11 protein-coding genes are annotated in these 19,304 nt (G+C 43.0%); 1 reads left to right on the forward strand and 10 read right to left on the reverse strand.

Annotated elements, in window-relative coordinates:
• Positions 1–17 precede the first annotated feature (17 nt).
• The 10 genes from rlmKL to L3V36_RS17250 all read right to left on the reverse strand — a co-directional run bounded on the left by rlmKL (position 18) and on the right by L3V36_RS17250 (position 17,354).
• Entirely contained in the window at positions 18–2,138 is a 2,121-nt protein-coding gene (gene rlmKL / locus L3V36_RS17205) for a bifunctional 23S rRNA (guanine(2069)-N(7))-methyltransferase RlmK/23S rRNA (guanine(2445)-N(2))-methyltransferase RlmL (RefSeq protein ID WP_102448275.1), read from the reverse strand.
• 540 nt (positions 2,139–2,678) lie between these two features.
• A complete protein-coding gene (locus tag L3V36_RS17210; RefSeq protein WP_102448276.1) occupies positions 2,679–3,227 on the reverse strand; it encodes a cell division protein ZapC in 549 nt (182 codons plus the stop codon).
• Between the two features lie 205 nt (positions 3,228–3,432).
• Positions 3,433–4,443 (reverse strand): quinone-dependent dihydroorotate dehydrogenase, encoded by a 1,011-nt coding sequence (gene pyrD, locus L3V36_RS17215; protein ID WP_017077215.1) that lies wholly within the window; start codon positions 4,441–4,443, stop codon positions 3,433–3,435.
• Between the two features lie 394 nt (positions 4,444–4,837).
• Positions 4,838–9,679 (reverse strand): NAD-glutamate dehydrogenase, encoded by a 4,842-nt coding sequence (locus tag L3V36_RS17220; protein WP_102448277.1) that lies wholly within the window; start codon positions 9,677–9,679, stop codon positions 4,838–4,840.
• 228 nt (positions 9,680–9,907) lie between these two features.
• Positions 9,908–10,126, reverse strand: coding sequence for a DUF2835 domain-containing protein (locus L3V36_RS17225; protein WP_004733645.1), 219 nt, complete (start codon positions 10,124–10,126; stop codon positions 9,908–9,910).
• 219 nt (positions 10,127–10,345) lie between these two features.
• The gene (pepN, locus tag L3V36_RS17230; protein WP_102448278.1) at positions 10,346–12,952 is read right to left on the reverse strand and encodes an aminopeptidase N; all 2,607 of its coding nucleotides are present in this window, start codon (positions 12,950–12,952) and stop codon (positions 10,346–10,348) included.
• A gap of 218 nt (positions 12,953–13,170) precedes the next feature.
• Positions 13,171–13,854 carry a hypothetical protein gene (locus tag L3V36_RS17235; protein ID WP_004733643.1) on the reverse strand — a complete coding sequence of 228 codons (684 nt, stop codon included), beginning with the start codon at positions 13,852–13,854 and terminating at the stop codon, positions 13,171–13,173.
• A gap of 275 nt (positions 13,855–14,129) precedes the next feature.
• A complete protein-coding gene (prc, locus tag L3V36_RS17240) occupies positions 14,130–16,124 on the reverse strand; it encodes a carboxy terminal-processing peptidase (RefSeq protein WP_004733642.1) in 1,995 nt (664 codons plus the stop codon).
• 17 nt (positions 16,125–16,141) lie between these two features.
• Positions 16,142–16,765, reverse strand: a complete 624-nt coding sequence (gene proQ / locus L3V36_RS17245; RefSeq protein ID WP_004733641.1) for an RNA chaperone ProQ — start codon at positions 16,763–16,765, stop codon at positions 16,142–16,144.
• A 97-nt stretch (positions 16,766–16,862) separates the two neighbouring features.
• Complete coding sequence (locus L3V36_RS17250) at positions 16,863–17,354, reverse strand: GAF domain-containing protein (RefSeq protein WP_017077212.1); 492 nt, start codon at positions 17,352–17,354, stop codon at positions 16,863–16,865.
• Positions 17,355–17,443: 89 nt separating this feature from the next.
• Between L3V36_RS17250 and L3V36_RS17255 the strand changes: the two genes are divergently transcribed.
• Positions 17,444–19,240 carry an ABC transporter ATP-binding protein gene (locus L3V36_RS17255; RefSeq protein ID WP_208775669.1) on the forward strand — a complete coding sequence of 599 codons (1,797 nt, stop codon included), beginning with the start codon at positions 17,444–17,446 and terminating at the stop codon, positions 19,238–19,240.
• Positions 19,241–19,304 lie beyond the last annotated feature (64 nt).

Below are 19,304 nucleotides of genomic sequence, written 5' to 3' on the forward strand. Positions count from 1 at the left end.
CTTATACAATCTCTTAATTACTTATGAGTAATCAACCAGCAGTTATGAATGTGCTTGTTGCGAGAGAAATCCAGAGGCAACGTCTTAGACGAGATATTCTGAGCTTTAAGACCCAGCTCTTCCAGACCTTCCATATCCATCTTGAAATGACGCTTGTTGTTAGAGAACACAATCGTGCCTTCTTCTCTTAGAAGACGCTTTAAATCTTCCATCAACTGGATGTGGTCACGTTGAACATCAAAAGATTGATCCATACGCTTAGAGTTTGAGAATGTTGGCGGATCAATAAAGATCAAGTCGTAAGATCCTTGCTCTTTCGCCAACCATTGTAAGCAGTCAGCTTGAACAAATTGATGTTGACGACCAACACGGCCGTTCAGTTCCATGTTCTCTTTTGCCCACTCAAGATACGTGTTCGACATATCAACAGTCGTTGTAGAGCGAGCGCCACCTACTGCAGCATGAACAGAAGCGCTGCCTGTGTAAGCAAACAGGTTCAAGAAGTCTTTACCACCAGCCATCTCACCAATACGGCGACGAGTGATCTTATGATCTAAGAACAAGCCTGTATCTAGATAGTCATGAAGGTTAACAATCAACTTAACGCCGTATTCGTTTACTTCTAGGTTAGAAGAGTCTTGAGCCATCTTCTGGTATTGAGAACGACCCTTCTGCTTCTGACGAACCTTAAGCACTACGTTGTTTGCTTCAACGCCAGTCACTTGAATAGAAGCGCGGATGATATCGGTTAAACGACGCTTAGCTTTATCTTCCGGCACATCTTTAGGTGCTGCGTATTCTTGAATCACAAGGTGACCGGGGTATACGTCAATCGCTACATTGTATTCTGGTAAGTCAGCATCGTAGATACGGTAGCAATCTAGTTGCTCTTTCTTAGCCCACTTACCGATCTTGCCGATGTTCTTTTTAAGACGGTTCGCGAAATCAGGTGCAATTAGCTGCTCTTGCTCGCCAGTTGGACGCTCAGACATAGGGCGGTCTGAAATTGAGTAGTTCTTCTGGTGACACGGTAACGCACCGTTATTCAGTTTGAACTGTTTGTCTGCACGCATACGCAGGCAGCTAAGTAATTCATCAGAACTTGAGAAGATAGACGCGTTGCAACCGCCAAACTCAGCCTTCAGTTGAGCACCAAATGCTGTGTACAGTGCAATCAAGCCCGGCTCTGTACCTAAACGCTCACCATAAGGCGGGTTAGACACAATCACACCATCAGTAAACTCTGCAGGACGTTTAAGCTTTGCTGCGTCACCTACTTCGAATTCAATCAACTCTTCAACGCCAGCACGACGTGCATTGTCACGCGCCGTTTTGATCATGCGTTCGTCATTGTCGTAACCGAAGAACTTACATTCTACTTTCTTAACGCCACGACGGCCTTGAACGTTAGCTTCAGCTTTAACTTCAGCCCAAAGCTCAGGTTCGAAATCTTCTAGTGATTCAAAACACCATTTCTGACGTTTCACACCAGGTGCTATGTTTGCAGCCATCATCGCCGCTTCAATCACTAACGTGCCTGAACCACACATAGGGTCAAGGAAAGGTTTCGTTGCATCCCAACCACTACGAAGAAGAATCGCTGCAGCAAGAGTTTCACGCAGTGGTGCGCGACCTGATTCTGGACGGTAGCCACGTTGATGAAGGCCACTGCCTACCATATCCACACCAAGAATCGCTTTGTCGCGATGTAGACGAACGTGAATACGAATATCTGGATTTTCTTTGCTAATAGATGGGCGCGGTAAAGACTTCTTCTCGAAGCAATCTACAACGGCATCTTTTACTTTCATTGCACCGTATTGGCTATTACGGATTTCGTTGTTCGTACCATTGAAATCAACAACGAAACGCTTAGTGCTATGGAATTGATTTACCCAGTTAACCGCTGTGGTTGATAGGTAAAGATCCATGTCGTCCATACAAGTGAATTCGGAAAGGACACGTACAAATCGAGAAGCCAAACGGCTCCACAAACAACAACGATAAATTTGCTCATTGGTGGCTTTGAATTTAACACCTGCTTGAACAGGTTTTGCGTTTGTAATCCCTAGTTGGGTTAGTTCTTCAACTAATAAATTCTCAAGGCCATTTGAGGTAACCGCTAGATATTGATTCATAGTGTTCTTTTATTGATAAAAATGAGCTCGATTATACCTGAATTTGCTATTAGAGCATCACACTAAACTCGTCTTTTCATTGAATCTTTCTACTAACTGCTTAGCAAATGCTCAGTCATGAAGCGATCGCTTACTCGCCCCCCCTTACAACACAACAACTCTCAATCTCACAGAAATAACACTCATCGTTAAGCTTAAATCATTAAGTGCATTTATATTCACCTCCAAATTGGTATATACCAACTTGAAATTTGAGCTGAAACTTAACAACAAAAGAGTCCAAACAGGGAACAAACAGAGGAAACCCGCTATCGATAATGAGAGAATCGGTCGAAATTGAGGTTAAAAAAGATACGTTTTTTACAAATTAAATAAGTGAACAACGTCATTCAAATGAATGAACTACGTCGTATTTATTGAGATAGGCTTTTTTAGGCACAAAAAAATCGGCTATTAAGCCGATTATGGGGAAGGTATTACAGGTTTATTCGTAGCGATGGTTGGTCGAAATAATGCTCTAGTGACGCTCTAGGTTAGAGGTTAACCCACCATCGCAATATGCGTTTGATGAAGGATGGCATTTGCATCAGTCATTCTATCGTGCATGACTTTAATCGAGTCTCCAAAGCATAACCCTTTTGAAGGCGTTAGAAGGAACTCTTCTAAGTCTACAAATGCACATAGGCTCGCACACTCTCCTACTTCTAATACAATGAAGTAACCAAGGCTATGCTCGTTATTCATTTGTACAATATCCCCTTCTTGAGGATATTCATGGCCAGCGCCTTGTGAGTCGAAGAACCAGCTTTTAGGCTGTACAGGCTTATGGAAACGCTTTGCAGCCACACAATAAAGTGCAAGCTCTGCTTGTCGTGGCTCAGACAGTTCTAAGCCAGAAATTTGTTCTTTGAAGGTTTGGTAGGAAGATGCATCATCAACAGTGAATTCATTATCTTTAAAAGCGCAGTCCACCAGCTTATTGCGGACCAGATTCGTTTTAAAAATCATATCCTCTCCGAGGTTTAGCATCAATGAACATTGCTGCTCATCGTAATACCAACTCCATGTATCGCTAGGTTTAAGCATCATTTCGTCTCACACTGTTGAACCATTCAATTAGGTAAAACGCAAAATTACCTTCAATTACAGTAATTTTACTGTGCGATAGGCAAAAAAAAAGAGGAAATGAATTCCTCTTTTTTATCGCTTTTCTCTACAACTCAGTGAGTTACAGTGTCTCTTTTAGTAAGACGATGCCGGATTGTAGTCTTTGGACTAAGATCGTATTTGCGGACTATAGATTTTTGACGATGTCGCCTACAAGTCCTGGACCTTTGTAGATGAAACCAGAGTAAACTTGTACAAGCTTCGCGCCTGCCATCATTTTCTCTTTTGCAGCAACGTAAGAGTCAACGCCACCTACCCCGATGATCGGTAGTTGGTCACCCAGCTCTTCGTGAAGTTTGCGAACAACTTCAGTACTGCGAGATTGAACTGGACGTCCGCTTAGGCCACCCGCTTCATCGCAATGCTTCATGCCTTCAACGATACTGCGATCCAATGTCGTGTTGGTTGCGATCACACCATCGATCTTATTTTTGATCAATGATTCGCAAATCTGGCTGATTTCGTCATCACTTAGATCCGGAGCGATCTTAAGAGCAAGCGGGACATATTTGCCATGCTTCGCTTCTAATTCAGATTGCTTGGTTTTTAGTTCAGACAACAGATCATCAAGTGCTTCACCATATTGTAGCGAACGAAGTCCTGGAGTATTTGGTGAAGAGATATTTACCGCAATGTAACCCGCGTATTGGTAAACCTTCTCCATACAGATAATGTAATCTTCTGCGCCCTTTTCAATTGGCGTGTCTTTGTTCTTACCAATATTGATACCTAAGATGCCGTCATAGTTCGACTTCTTAACATTCTCAATTAGGTTATCTACGCCTAGGTTGTTAAAACCCATACGATTGATAATACCTTCGGCTTCAACAAGACGGAACAAACGTGGTTTATCATTACCTGCTTGTGGACGAGGAGTAACAGTCCCTACTTCTACAAAACCAAAACCCATTGCGCCAAATGCATCAATACATTCGCCGTTTTTGTCTAGGCCGGCAGCAAGGCCAACTGGGTTTTTAAAAGTAAGACCCATGCACTCTACAGGTCGGTGAGGTAATTGTTGGCGATACAAAAGATCAATAGGTGTGCCAGTGAAGCGTTTGAAATTTTGAATTGCAAGATCATGAGCCTTTTCGGCATCAAGTTGAAAAAAGCCAGTTCTGGCTAGACGGTAAAGCATTGTGCCTCCGATAGAAAAAAGCGCCGTGTAAACGGGGCGATATTATTTACTTATTTACCCAACTATTCAATCTATTACTGTCTGTAAGGGTAAGATAATCGAGTTTTCTAACGAATGAGGTTTATTATTAAGCAAACGTTACCGTATCCTCCGGCGAATAGCCCATTTGACTATCATTCGTGTAACGAGCATAGATTAACTCGACCTGGGATAAGCTAACTTGACCAAGCATAAGTGACTCAATGAAATAATCGGACACGTCATTCACTATTCAGCCTAATAGCACTGTTCTGTCAAATAACACTTTTCTGCCAAATAACACTGTTCGGCCAAACTAAAAAGGCAGACCTAATGGCCTGCCCTTGTTTCTTTTCTTTTCGTTTTTATCTAATCGCTAATCTGTTGACATGCAGTTTAGATTCAATAGCATCAATTCACGTAGTGCTACTGAGAACTTAGCAAACTCATGAACCGAACCTACTTTGAATTCGTTCAAGATGCTTTCCCAACGATGGAGAGAAACCGAATTGCTTTCCATCCAATCATCAAGCGCTTTAATCACATCAATATCTGAAGCACAACCGCAGTTAAGTACTTGGCCAGTTAGCTGACGTTGCTGCCAATCCAGATCTTCTCTGAATGCTGCACGTGCCAGCGCTTGCCAGTTGTTGTCTACTGCTTGGCCATTGATTTGCTTCAAGAACCAGTGCAAAGACAAGCGATCACCAAGATTGAAGTAAAGCTTAGACGCTTGTTGTACTGTTTTACCTGTTTCACGAGCTACTGTGGATATATCCAGTGCTGAGTACAAGCTAGACAAACGCGCGACTGAATTAGCCAACTCAGCGTTTACACCTTGGTCAATCCATAGCTGTGCCATTGCGTTATGCTCTTCTACTTCAGAAGCCACTAGGTTTTCATCCAGTTTCTCTGTGATAGTTAGAACATCACCTTGGTAAAGTTCAATCAGTGCTTTCACTGACTGTTTACCGGTACGGTTTCTTAGCAACCAACGAGCCAAGCGACGAAGTGTGCGGCGAACATGGTAGATCAATTCATATTGAGCTTCGGAACTTGAAACATTGTCCAGTTCACGGATGCTCTTCAGAACTTTACCAAGACCGTAGATTTCACGAGATGCTGCGTAAGCATTTGCAATATCAACGATATTTGCGCCCGTCTCTTCTTGCAGACGAGTGACGAAGTTACAACCCATCTCGTTAACCATTTGGTTAGCCAGTGCCGTCGCAATGATTTCAGAGCGTAGTGGATGGTTATCCATATGCTGAGAGTAGTTACGACGTAACGCTGTTGGGAAGTATTGCATAAGCTGTTGAGCATGGAATTCATCATTCGCGATATCATCACTAACAAGATCTTCTTTAAGCACCATTTTTCCGTAAGCAACAAGTACAGAAAGCTCTGGTCTTGTTAGGCCTTGACCTTGTTTTTCACGCTCAAGCAATGTTTCGTCATCTGGGATGTATTCCAAACCACGATCCAAGTACCCTGCTTTTTCCATAGTGTGGATGAAGCGAATTTGCTCTTTGACTAAGCCAACACCTTGATGCTCAGTAACCGAAATAGATTCAGCTTGGCAATATGCGTCGTCTAGTACGATTTCGCCCACTTCATCTTCCATCGATTCAAGCACTTGGTTACGTTGCTTAACGGTTAGATCACCATTAGACACCAAACCATTCAAGAAGATCTTAATGTTTACTTCATTATCTGAGCAGTCAACACCGCCAACGTTATCAACGAAGTCAGTATTAACGCGGCCACCCGTAAGCGCGTATTCAATACGACCCAATTGAGTCATACCCAAGTTACCGCCTTCACCAACAACCTTAGCTTTCAGGTCACGGCCATCAATACGAAGCACGTCATTTGCACGGTCACCCACATCAGTATGAGTCTCGTTTGAAGACTTAACGTATGTACCGATACCGCCATTCCAAAGAAGATCAACCTGCATAGACAAGATCGCTTTGATCAAGTCATTCGGTGCCATTGATGCTTTCTTGGTACCCAGCATTTTCTGAATTTCAGGCGTCAAAGGAATCGACTTCGCTCGACGAGAGAAGATGCCACCACCTTGAGAGATAAGGTCTTTGTTGTAATCTTCCCAGCTTGATCGAGGTAGATTAAACAAGCGCTCACGCTCTACCCAGCTTGATGCTGATTCTGGATTCGGGTCTATGAAGATATGCATGTGGTTAAACGCAGCTTGCATACGAATATGCTTAGACAACAGCATGCCGTTACCAAACACATCGCCCGCCATATCACCTACACCGATAGCAGTGAAATCCGTTGTTTGACAGTTGATGCCCATTTCACGGAAGTGACGTTTAACAGATTCCCAACCACCTTTAGCAGTGATACCCATCGCTTTATGGTCGTAACCGTTAGAACCACCAGAGGCAAATGCATCGCCTAACCAGAAGTTGTATTCATCAGATACTGAGTTTGCTAGATCTGAGAACGTTGCTGTACCTTTATCGGCAGCAACAACCAAGTACGGATCATCTTCATCGTGACGAACAACACTCTTCGGTGGGATAACCTCGCCTTCAATAATGTTGTCTGATACGTCTAGTAGCGCACGGATGAAGCGTTTGTAACAACGTTGACCTTCAGCAAAAATTTCATCACGGCCAGACATCATGTGCTGACGCTTACAAACGAAACCACCTTTTGCACCAACCGGTACAATTACTGTGTTCTTAACTTGTTGTGCTTTAACTAGGCCTAGAATCTCAGTACGGAAATCCTCTTGACGATCTGACCAACGTAAACCACCACGAGCGACTTTACCGCCACGTAGATGCACACCTTCAATATCAGGTGCGTAAACGAAGATCTCAAACGCAGGAACCGGCGCTGGGATATCTGGAATCTCGCTTGGTCTCATTTTCAGAGCCAACCAAGGTTTAGACTGTTTGTTGTCGTCTAACTGGTAGTAGTTAGTACGAAGCGTTGCTGTGATCATTTCCATGTAGCGACGAATGATACGATCATCATCCAAGCTTTCAACATGATCCAATTGTTCAGTGATCTTCTTGATAAGATCTTGTTGGCCTTTCACGCTGCCCTTCAATTTAGGGTCAAAACGCTTGCCGAATAAGCTCACTAACCCTTTCGCTAGATCTGGGTAATGAGACAATGTGTCTTCAATGTATTGTTGACTAAATGGGAAACCAACTTGGCGCATGTAACGCGCATATGCACGTAAGATTGAGATTTCACGGCCAGAAAGACCTGCACCCAATACCAAGCGGTTGAAACCATCGCTGTCTAACTCACCCGCCCAAATCGCAGCAAAAGCTTGTTGGAATAGATCGCGAGCTTCACGAAGATCAATCGTCTTGTCACTCTTATGCAGCATCGAGAAATCAAGGATCCAATAAGTCACCCCATTGGTCTTGCGTACTTCATAAGGTGATTCACCAATAACGCGCAGGCCAAAGTTTTCAAGCATTGGCATAACATCAGACAGGTGAATCGGCTCATCACTGTGGTAGAACAATTTCAAACGAACAGCTTTAGAGTCTGCCGCCTCTTCTTGAGGTCGGTAGAAAAGCATGCCAAGTTTGTTGTCTTCACTTAGTGCTTCTAGACGCTCGATGTCTGCAACAGCAGAACCAGGCATCATGTCTTCTTTGTACGAACGTGGGAATGCACGCATGTACTCTTTCGATAACGGAAGACCTTTGCTCTCACCGAAGTTAGCAACGATTGATTCAGACAGACGGTCATCCCACGTAGACGATACTTCCATTAAATTTTGCTCAATTGTTTTCACGTCCACATCCATGTTGTTGTTATCAACACGAACAATATAGTGCGTTCTTGCCAGTGGGCTTTCAGAGAAGTATGTCGTGAATTCAACTTCTTCTTCGCAGCCAAAGTATTGCTTCAAGATGCGCTGGGTTTGACGACGAAGCTCGGTGTTGTAACGATCTTTTGTTACGTAAACCATACAGCTGAAGAAACGGCCAAACGGGTCTTTGCGAACGAACAAGCGCAGAAGATCGCGATCTTGCATTTGTACAACGCCCGTACCCACTTCAAGTAGCTCTTCTTCTCGAGCTTGAAGCAGTTCATCACGTGGGTAGTTTTCAAGAATGTTGTGCAGAGCTTTGTAAGAGTATGAACCCTTACGGTAACCACTTGCATCTAAGATACGCTCAACTTTCTCGCGAACTAGAGGAATGGTTTCAACGGTTTGGTTATAAACGGCAGAAGTGTAAAGACCCGTAAAGCGGTGCTCACCAATGACCTTGCCGTTTTTATCAAACTTCTTGATGCCGATGTAATCATTGTAAGCTGGGCGGTGAATGCGTGAAGCCGTGTTGCCCTTGGTTACGATCAATACATACGGTTTTTTCGCTTCTAAGCGTGCCGAGTCAGAAAACTCAGACAGCTTAACGTTGCGTACACGATCTGAATTTGCGAACAAACCAAGGCCTTGCTCCTTGGTAGGTTGCAGTTCCGTGTCGCCATTCACAGAAACAAGGTCATATTCCTTGTAGCCCATAAACGTAAAGTTGTGCTCGCCTAACCAACGAAGGAACGCCAACGTTTCATCAAAACGCTGGCTATCCACTGGAATCGTCTCTTTTTGCTGTTCAACTTGATTAGTTACTTCTTCAAGTCGTTCTACCATTTGTAGCCAGTCATTAACCACAAGACCAGTATCGGTAAAGATATCCAGTAGTTCCGTTTTGAGCGCGGTCATTTCAGCTTTGCTGCTAAGACGGTCAACCTCAATATGGAAAAGCGATTGGAAAGCACCTTCATTGTTGCTTACACCAACAACACTTCCCTTATCAGAACGTGAGATTTGTGTTGGGTTGTGAAGCATAAGGTGAGAAGAGAGGTCGAGGCGAGTTAATGCCATTTTTACAGAATCAACGAGGAATGGGCTATCTGGTACCACTATCTCAACGATAGTGTGAGTAGATTGCCAGCCTTGGCGACTTACTGTCGGGTTAAAAACACGGACAGAAATTTCGTCGGCTTTCTTTTCATTGATGTGATGCCATAAGCTAACTACAGCACCGTATAAATCGGATTCGTTTCTCTGAGTCAGGTCGTCGTGAGAAACGTTACTAAACAAGTGTTGAGCAAGTTGAGTTACGAGAGGTCGATGAGCAAGGTCAAGTTTGTCTTGAATCAGTTTGTACACTTTTTCAAGTAAAACTGGAACCACAGTTTCACGTGCGGTCATAGTCACACTCCACAATTAGAATTATATTTTATTATTAGGGGGCTTACTTAAGCTGGTGTTTGAATTGAGCCGTTGAGCTCTTTTCTACTAACGAGTTAAGCAAAGGTAATGCATTCATTTATTGTAAAAGCATTATTGAGAAATAGTTAATTGTTTTGGAGGTGGTAAGAGGTGAAATGTTTGATTATGTGATTAAGATTCCTTTTAACTCACTAGGCACGCCAAGGTTTACAGAGCTTCCAACTTAATAAACTTATTTTTTTGGTCAGTTGTCAGTCTAAACTGCCCTCTAACCCCTATTTGTGTAAGAAAAGGTCTGAACCGAGTTGCAGGTAACTGTAGGCGTAATCCAGTGGTCGTTATCACTTGGACTTTACTTGCCGCACCAGAATAGCTGGCCAAAAACTGCTGATATGAGATGTTAAGTTGGAAAATATAGCGATTCATACGATACCTGTATAAATATACAGTGCCGGTGTTTTTTGGCACTTTTCGATGTCTGACGGTGAAACTGAGCTTGAAACTGCTCTAGCTTATCGAAAATTCGATAAACCAGAAACAAAAAATCAGTGGTAGATATTCTCTACCACTGATGACCTTTCGTTGTAGCAAACAATTTATTAGTAAACCGCTTATTAGCAATCAGTTACCCGAATGAGCGCGAACTTAAGCCTCTAGTGCTTTCGTCACTTTCTCGAACAAGTCTTTTGCTAGGTTGTCCATGTTCTTTAGCGTCTCAAGTTCTTTTCTGATCAGAGCTTGACGGGCATCGTCGTACTTACGGAACTTAAGCAGCGGGTCAATCAAGCGCGAAGCCACTTGCGGGTTGCTGCTGTTCAGCTCACGTAGGATCTCGCCAGCAAACGCATAACCTTGTCCTGACTTGTCATGGAATTGAACCGGGTTCATGTTTAAGAATGAACCGACCAAGTTACGAGTACGGTTCGGGTTTTTCAAACTGAACGCTTGGTGTGACATAGACGCCTTAATCACTTCAAGTGCGTTTGAACTTGGGTTAGTTCCTTGAAGAGCAAACCACTTGTCCATGACAAGACCATCGTGTTTCCACTTGTCGCTGTAATCCGCCATTAAAGTTTCACGACATGGGAGTTGTGCACTGTTCGCCGCGCCCATTGCTGCCATTGTGTCTGTCATGTTGTTTGCTTGCTGGTACATAGCGACAACCAAGTCATTACCCTTTTCAGTATGAGCCAAGTAACTTAGACAAACTTTACGCAGAGTTCGCTTACCAATTGAATCATGGTCAATCGTGTATTCTGTTAATGCGTGACTGTGGTAAACCGCAGCAAGTTCATCTTCGAGCTCTTTCGCTAGCGTCACTTTCATCGCTTTCAATACAGATGCAACAGCATCGATATCGACACGATCATACCAACCAGACACTTCATTATGACTTGGTAGAGAAAGCATCTCTGCAATAAACGCAGGCTCTAAAGAATCACTAAGCAGTACGCCACGGAATGCATCAACAACAGAAGCTGAAAGTTCAAACTCTTGACCTTGTTGAACCTTCTCAACGTTACTGCGGATGTACTTAGCCAATAGCATTTGACCCGCATCCCAACGAGAGAACTCATTGCGAGCATTCACCATCAGGAAGATCAGCTCTTCATCTGAATAATCGTATTCCAATTTCACTGGCGCAGAGAATTCACGAAGTAGCGATGGGATCGGTTGATCTGAAACGTTTTCAAACACAAACGTTTGTTCCGCTTCTTTCACATCTAATACATTGTGAACTGGCTGACCGTTACATTGTAACTCAATCACATCACCCGACGCTGTGTATAGCTCGATATCTAGTGGAATATGCAGAGCCTGCTTTTCGGTTTGCTCATGAGTTGGCGCTGTTACTTGGCGAGTCGTTAACGTGTACTCTTTTTTCCCTGCATCGTAGTGGCTTTCAACAGAAAGCGTCGGCGTACCAGACTGGCTGTACCATAAACGGAACTGAGACAGATCAACACCCGATGCATCTTCCATTGCCGCTACGAAGTCTTCACATGTTGCCGCCGTGCCATCGTGACGTTCAAAGTACAGCTTCATGCCTTTTTGGAAACCTTCCTCACCCAACAATGTGTGGATCATTCGGATCACTTCACTACCCTTTTCGTATACTGTCAACGTGTAGAAGTTGTTCATTTCTATCACTTTTTCAGGACGAATTGGGTGAGACATTGGGCTCGCATCTTCAGCGAATTGTGGCCCACGAATAATACGAACATTGTTGATACGGTTTACTGCGCGAGAGCCAAGATCAGAAGAGAATTCTTGGTCACGGAATACCGTTAAACCTTCTTTCAAGCTCAACTGGAACCAATCACGACAAGTGACTCGGTTACCTGTCCAGTTATGGAAATATTCGTGACCGATTACTGCTTCAATACCTAGGTAGTCGGTATCTGTCGCGGTTTGGTCATTAGCTAAAACGAATTTAGAGTTGAATACGTTCAGGCCTTTGTTTTCCATCGCGCCCATGTTGAAGAAATCAACGGCAACAATCATGTAGATGTCTAAGTCATACTCAAGATTGAAACGCTCTTCGTCCCACTTCATTGAGTTAATCAAAGAAACCATCGCGTGGTTTGCGCGATCGAGGTTGCCTTTGTCGACAAAGATTTCTAGGTCAACATTACGACCTGATTGTGTGGTGTATGCGTCACGAAGTACATCGAAGTCACCCGCAACTAAAGCAAACAAGTACGCTGGTTTTGGATGTGGGTCTTGCCATTTCACCCAGTGACGACCATTTTCAGCTTCGCCTTCATCTACACGGTTACCATTACTTAATAAGAATGGGTTTTCGGCTTTGTCTGCGATGACCGTTGTCGTGAATTTCGCCAACACATCTGGGCGATCCATATAGTAAGTAATACGACGGAAACCTTCCGCTTCACATTGAGTACAGAATGCACCACCCGATTTATACAAGCCTTCAAGAGCGCTGTTCCCTTCAGGGTCGACTTCAGTCACGATCGTTAGCGTAAATTCTTTCGGAAGGTCATTCAGAGTAAGTAGAGTTTCAGACTGCTCATACTGCGTCCACTCCGTACCTTCTACCAAAACAGACACCAACTTCAAGCCTTCACCATCAAGTACTAATGTCGAGCTTTCTTTCTCCTGCTTAACACTAGAAACAGCGGTAATGATGGATGCCGAATCGTACAAATCGAAAGTAAGATCGATTTCAGAAATAGTGTGAGATGGTGATTGATAATCTTTACGATATTTGGCTTGAGGTGTATGTGCCATGACGGGTTCCTTTTGATCGTTATACGTAATTATATTTTAACTGTATATATCTAAAGGTTGAGCGCCAAGAACACAAGAGGATTATTGAAAAAAGGAGGCATTGTAGGAAAATGCCTCCATGTTTTGCTATTTTATCAATCAAATCAGACAGGAACGGCTAAGAAATGAACTGTGAGCCATATTATCAACGAGCCTGACTTTACGGCGAGATATAGTGCTTAACGAATGCGATTGAGCACCGCAAACATGTCTCCTTCTTCACCTTGAAGCGTCAACACATCACTGTTCAGTGTGTAACGAGTACCGTGTTCGCCATTTTCATACAGCAATACTAATTGGTCGCCTTCGGTGTAATACACTCCGCGACGAATCACTTCACCCCCTTCTTCATCGGACACTCGGAACATGAAGATAAAGTCAGGCTGAAGCACTAAATCCATTTTTTGAATGTTACTGGCACGCAAATCGCTCCCGGAAAGTTCTGCGCTTGACCATATTCCTGCCAGGGCATTGGGCAAGGCTTTGGTGAACATAACGCCGTTAAGGTTCAGCATATTGTGATTACTGCTGTAAGCGTAAACCTGAGGCTCAGAAGTATTCAAACCTAAAATAATGGTGTCTTCATTGGCGTTATACAAACCTTCCCAATGGTCGACACTGTAGTCTTTCTTCTGAATATCAATAGAGAAAGAGTAGTTTGAGTCGAGAGTCAGCTTAATTGCTCTAAAATTTTCAGTGCCTTGTTCAGGATCTGGGTTCATCAAATACCAATCACCAAGTAACAGAGGAAGGTCAAAATGAGATAGATTGCTATCACTTTTTGATTGTTGATCGCTCGAAGCTACCTCGCTCCCAAAAGCAACAAAACTTAAACAAGATAAAAATAGTAGAATCCATTTCATAAGCGCCCCCTCGTTTTCTTTAAGCTTAGGCACGTAATGAATAGAAAGCGAAAAAATATGATCCAAGTCACTAAATTTTAAGTGCAAAGTAACTTAAATGTCATTATTCGACGCAAAATAGAGCTAAATAACCCTGAGTATTGAGTGTTCTTTGCGACAATCTCAACGGTTACAATCAGGTATTCCTGTCAAATCATAGACACAAAAAAAGCGAGCCTAGGCCCGCTTTTTAAATTGTGCATCTTTAAACAATCACCTTTTAACAGGTATTTGCTCTATTTCTTGATCATATCCAGCATGATAGCAACAGACTCATCAAGATAAGCATCCGGGGCTTCATAGTCTTTAGGAATATCATCTAACGTTTTAAATGCCTCTAATTTAGCGGCTTTTTGACGTTGGTTGATACGATCTAGACGAAGCGTATCCGCATCATCGCTCTCTTGCTGACGTACCTTTTCATTCAAAGAAAGGTCGTTATCGTCTTTATCTGCCTTATATTTTTCAATATCTTGCGCGATAAAGCCGAATTCCATGTCAGTAGCAATGCGAGCTTGATGTTGGGCAGTCAAAGCAATTATTTCTTCATCGTTACGCTGTAACACTGAGTAATTTGCTTTATCAATACTGTCCCAAGGCAGAGCATTATCTTCAACACTTTCACCAGTATCAGCAGGATCAATTGGCGTTGGATAAGCAATATCAGGTACTACACCTTTGTTTTGCGTACTGCCACCATTGATTCGATAGAATTTCTGGATTGTGTATTGAACGTAGCCCAACTCTTTATCGAATAAATCATAGATATGATTCAAAGAGCGATGTTGTTGCACCGTTCCTTTACCGAAAGAGTTTTCGCCAAGGATGATTGCACGACCGTAATCTTGCATCGCTGCCGCAAAGATCTCAGAGGCTGAAGCACTGTAGCGATTGACCAATACCGTTAGTGGACCTTGGTAACTAATTTCGCCATCAGTATCACTGTTCACTTTGACACGACCGTAGCTATCACGCACCTGAACAACGGGTCCCTCTTTGATAAACAAACCAGAGAGTTCAGTTGCTTCAGTGAGTGCACCACCACCGTTGTTTCTCAGATCAACAATAATCCCTTCAACACCTTGCCCTTTAAGCTCAGTGATCAGTTTGTCTGTATCTTTAGAAAGACCAACATAGAAGCTTGGTACTTCGAGTACACCAATCTTCTTGCCATCTTTCTCGATAACTTCTGACTTAACAGCGCGGTCTTCTAAACGAATCTTATCGCGTACAATTGTGACAACGTGACTTTTTGCATCTTTACCATCTGGCAGGATCTGTAGCTTAACTTTGGTCCCTTTCGGTCCTTTGATTAATTGCACTACATCGTCTAAACGCCAGCCAATAACATCAACAATCTCTTCGCCATCTTGACCGACACCAACAATACGATCACCGTCGCTCAATTGTTTACTGTTTGACGCAGGGCCACCAGCAACGAGAGATCGAATAACGGTGTAGTCGTCAGTCATCTGAAGTACAGCACCAATACCTTCTAGAGATAGATTCATCTCTGATTGGAATTGCTCTGCATTTCTTGGAGAAAGGTAGCTGGTGTGAGGATCAACTTCACGCGCAAATGCGTTCATGTAGATTTGGAAAGCATCTTCATTATGCGATTGCGTGATACGCTTCATCGCATTGTTGTAACGCTTTTCCAAAACTTCTTGAATCTCTGGCCATTCTTTACCAGTAAGTTTTAGATTCAACGCATCGTATTTAACACGCTTCCTCCAAAGCTCATTCACTTCGGCGATATCTTTCGGCCATTCCGCTTCATTGCGATTGAGCTCAATACTTTCATCGGTATCAAACTTAATCTCAGTGTCTAGCAAAGACAGCGCATACTGAAAACGTTCAAAACGCTTCTGCATAGAAAGATTATAAACATCGAAAGCAATCTGGTTATTACCCGCTTTCAGCTGATCATCAATTTGAACAGATGATGAGGAGAAAGAGTCAATATCAGCTTGAGTGAAGATATTACGATTATAATCCAGCATCTCTAAATAACGATTAAAGATAGCTTGAGAGAAATCATCGTTGAGATTGAAGTGTTTATAGTGAGAACGAGTAAATCGAGAAGTAACACGTTTACTAGCAGTTTCGTGTTGGGCCTCAGGAACGAGTAAAGGTAAATCGTCCTGATCTAATTTGGCTTCAAGAGCCTGAGCTGAAGCTGCTAGACAAAAGCTAGCAGCAATCAGTGTCAATTTTGAACGGCATTTCATGCGTAGGAGTATCTCCTTTAAGCGCGCAAGTGCTCCGCTTTAACAACCATTTGTAGGCCGTTTGCTAACTGAACACGCACATCTTCCTTATTGATTTCAACAATGGTCGCAGCCATGTTTCCTGTACCCATGTTCACATTTACTTCTTTGCCAGCGATGAATTCGTCAGCGTTCAAAGCGCGTGTTTCTACAGGCTTTTCTACTTTCGGTGCTTTAGGCGCTTGACGACGAGGCTGTTGAGCTTTCTTCGCCTTAGCTTTCGCTTTGCCTTCTTCACGAGCTTTCTGTGCTTGTTCTTTACGACGAGCCTGAACTTTCGCTTTGCTTTCTGCAAGTGTAGCTTTAGCGTGCTCAACGTGCTCTTCTTCTAACGTTCCACACGTGTTGCCGTCTAGGTCAACACGATCTGCGCCAGCTTTTACGCCGTGCAGGTAACGCCATGATGATGTGTACTGTCTTAACGCTGCACGAAGCTGAGTCTTACTTACTTTTTCGTCTTCATTTAGACGTTCAGCAAGATCTTGAAAAATACCAATTTTAAGTGGTTTTGCTTCACCTTCTAGAGTAAAGCATTTAGGGAAACATTCAGCAATATATGCGATAACTTCTTTGCTGTTTTTTAACTTTTCAGTGTTTTCCATGTGGGTTCCTGGTTTTTGCGGTTTTCCGCGAGCATTAAGAAAATATTTTTACGTATTATAGAGAGATGCTTGGGAAAAACCACAGTAAGAGAATAATTTATGCCTTGTTCGCGTGCGAATTAAGCACCTTTTCCACTTCAGCCATAAAAAATGTCAATCCGTCTTCATCAATTTGAGAAAAACGACCAATATTTGGACTATCGATATCAAGAACGCCCACAACTTTGCCATCGATAGAGAATGGAATAACGATTTCTGAGTTACTTGCAGCGTCACAAGCGATGTGACCTTCGAACTCATGCACATCATGAATACGCTGAACTGTATTTGTTGCAACCGCAGTTCCACACACACCGCGCCCTACCGGAATTCGAACGCAAGCAGGTTGACCTTGGAATGGACCCAGCACTAGTTCGTCTTTTTCCTTAGCTAGGTCTTGCTTGATTAAATAGAAACCTGCCCAATTCAGTTCATCCAATTCCATGAATAATAATGAACTAATGTTTGCAAGATTTGCAATTAGATCGGTTTCAGATTCAATTAATGCAACGGCTTGTTTGGTTAAGCGTTGGTAATGTTCTATTTTCATATTAACTTCCAATTAAATTGAGACTTCCATTATCAAGAGAACGCAGTAAAATGCGGCCATCAAACTAAATAGGACTTATTCTCATTACAATGAACAATTCAGAAGACACTATTAGCCGTTCTTGGTTGATAACTCAAGTAAAAAAACACAAGTCCAAATTACTGTTTGCTAACTTTGTTGCCATTATTGCAACCCTGATAAGCGTCCCTATCCCTCTGCTTATGCCACTCATGGTCGATGAAGTTTTGCTTGATAAGCCAGCTTCAGGGTTAGAGATGATGAATCATCTACTTCCAGTCTCATTGCAAACGCCAACTGGTTATATTGCGCTTACTCTCTTCTTGGTTATCTTAATGCGCTCGGCCAGCCAAGCGCTGAATATTCTACAAGGTCGCCAATTTACTTTGGTTTCCAAAACGATCACCTACCAGATGCGTAGCAAGATGATCGATAAACTTGGCCGCATTAGCATCCGACAATATGAGACCAAGGGCAGCGGCGGTATTAATGCTCACCTAATTACAGACATAGAGACCATTGATAAGTTCATTGGCTCGACCCTTTCTAAATTTATCATCAGTTTCTTAACGGTATTCGGAACCGCTATCGTCCTACTATGGTTAGAGTGGCGACTTGGGCTATTTATCTTACTGGTCAATCCTGTTGTTATTTATTTTTCTCGTAAACTCGGCAGCCGAGTTAAACACCTCAAAAAATATGAGAACCAGTCTTTTGAGCGTTTTCAGAATCGCTTAGTGGAAACCTTAGATGGCATCTATCAACTCCGAGCCGCTAATAAGGAGCGTATCTTTCTTGATGAACTTAAAGTTCAAGCAAACCAAGTAAGAATCGATGCTGATAAATACGCTTGGCAATCGGAAGCTGCCGGCCGTGTTTCGTTTCTACTGTTCTTATTAGGTTTCGAACTGTTCCGAGCCGTAGCCATGCTAATGGTGTTGTTCAGTGACTTGACGATAGGTCAGATTTTTGCGGTATTCGGCTATTTATGGTTCATGTTAGGCCCTGTCCAAGAATTGCTAGGGATTCAATTCTCTTGGTATAGCGCGAAAGCAGCGCTGCAACGTATTAACTACCTACTGCAACTAGAAGAAGAACATCGCCCTGTTAGCAAGGTAAACCCTTTTGATGACCATAAAGAAGTGACAGTCGACATTGAAGACGTTACATTCTCTTACACATTAGAAAACACTGTTTTAAACAGGCTATCGCTACACATTCCAGCAGGGAAAAAAGTCGCCCTAGTGGGTGCAAGCGGTGGTGGTAAATCAACGTTGATCCAGTTGTTAATTGGGGTTTATCAAGCCGACTCTGGTTGTATACGCTTTAATGGTGAAACAACGGACGACATCAGCTTTGACATAATACGCAGTCAAATTGCCGTTGTTTTACAACAACCTATACTCTTTAACGATACATTAAGGCATAATCTGACCCTTGGTGCTGAATACGATGAAATGTCGTTGTGGCGGGCGCTTGAAGTCTCTCAAATGCAAGATGTTATCAAACAGCTGAGTAATGGCTTGGATACGCAAATTGGTAGGAATGGCGTTCGACTGTCTGGCGGTCAACGACAACGCTTAGCGATCGCCCGCATGGTGCTGAGTAATCCTAAGTTTGTTATTCTTGACGAAGCGACATCTGCACTGGATACAGCAACAGAGTCAGCACTGCATAAAGCACTAAGCGAGTTTTTGAAAGATCGCACAACTTTGATAGTGGCTCATCGATTATCAGCGGTGAAACAGGCCGATCTAATCTATGTTTTAGAAGATGGGCAAGTCACACAGACGGGAACGCATGGTGAATTGGTTGAACAACAAGGACTATATCAAACACTCTATGGCAGTGTGCAATCGCACGCCTGATGTTTATTGTTCTAGGGACTTAAATCAGTGTAGTTCTAGGCATTTAAATCAGCTTAAAAGTCTG

It is taken from the genome of Vibrio sp. G-C-1, from assembly GCF_021728015.1.
GTDB classification, from domain to species: domain Bacteria; phylum Pseudomonadota; class Gammaproteobacteria; order Enterobacterales; family Vibrionaceae; genus Vibrio; species Vibrio splendidus.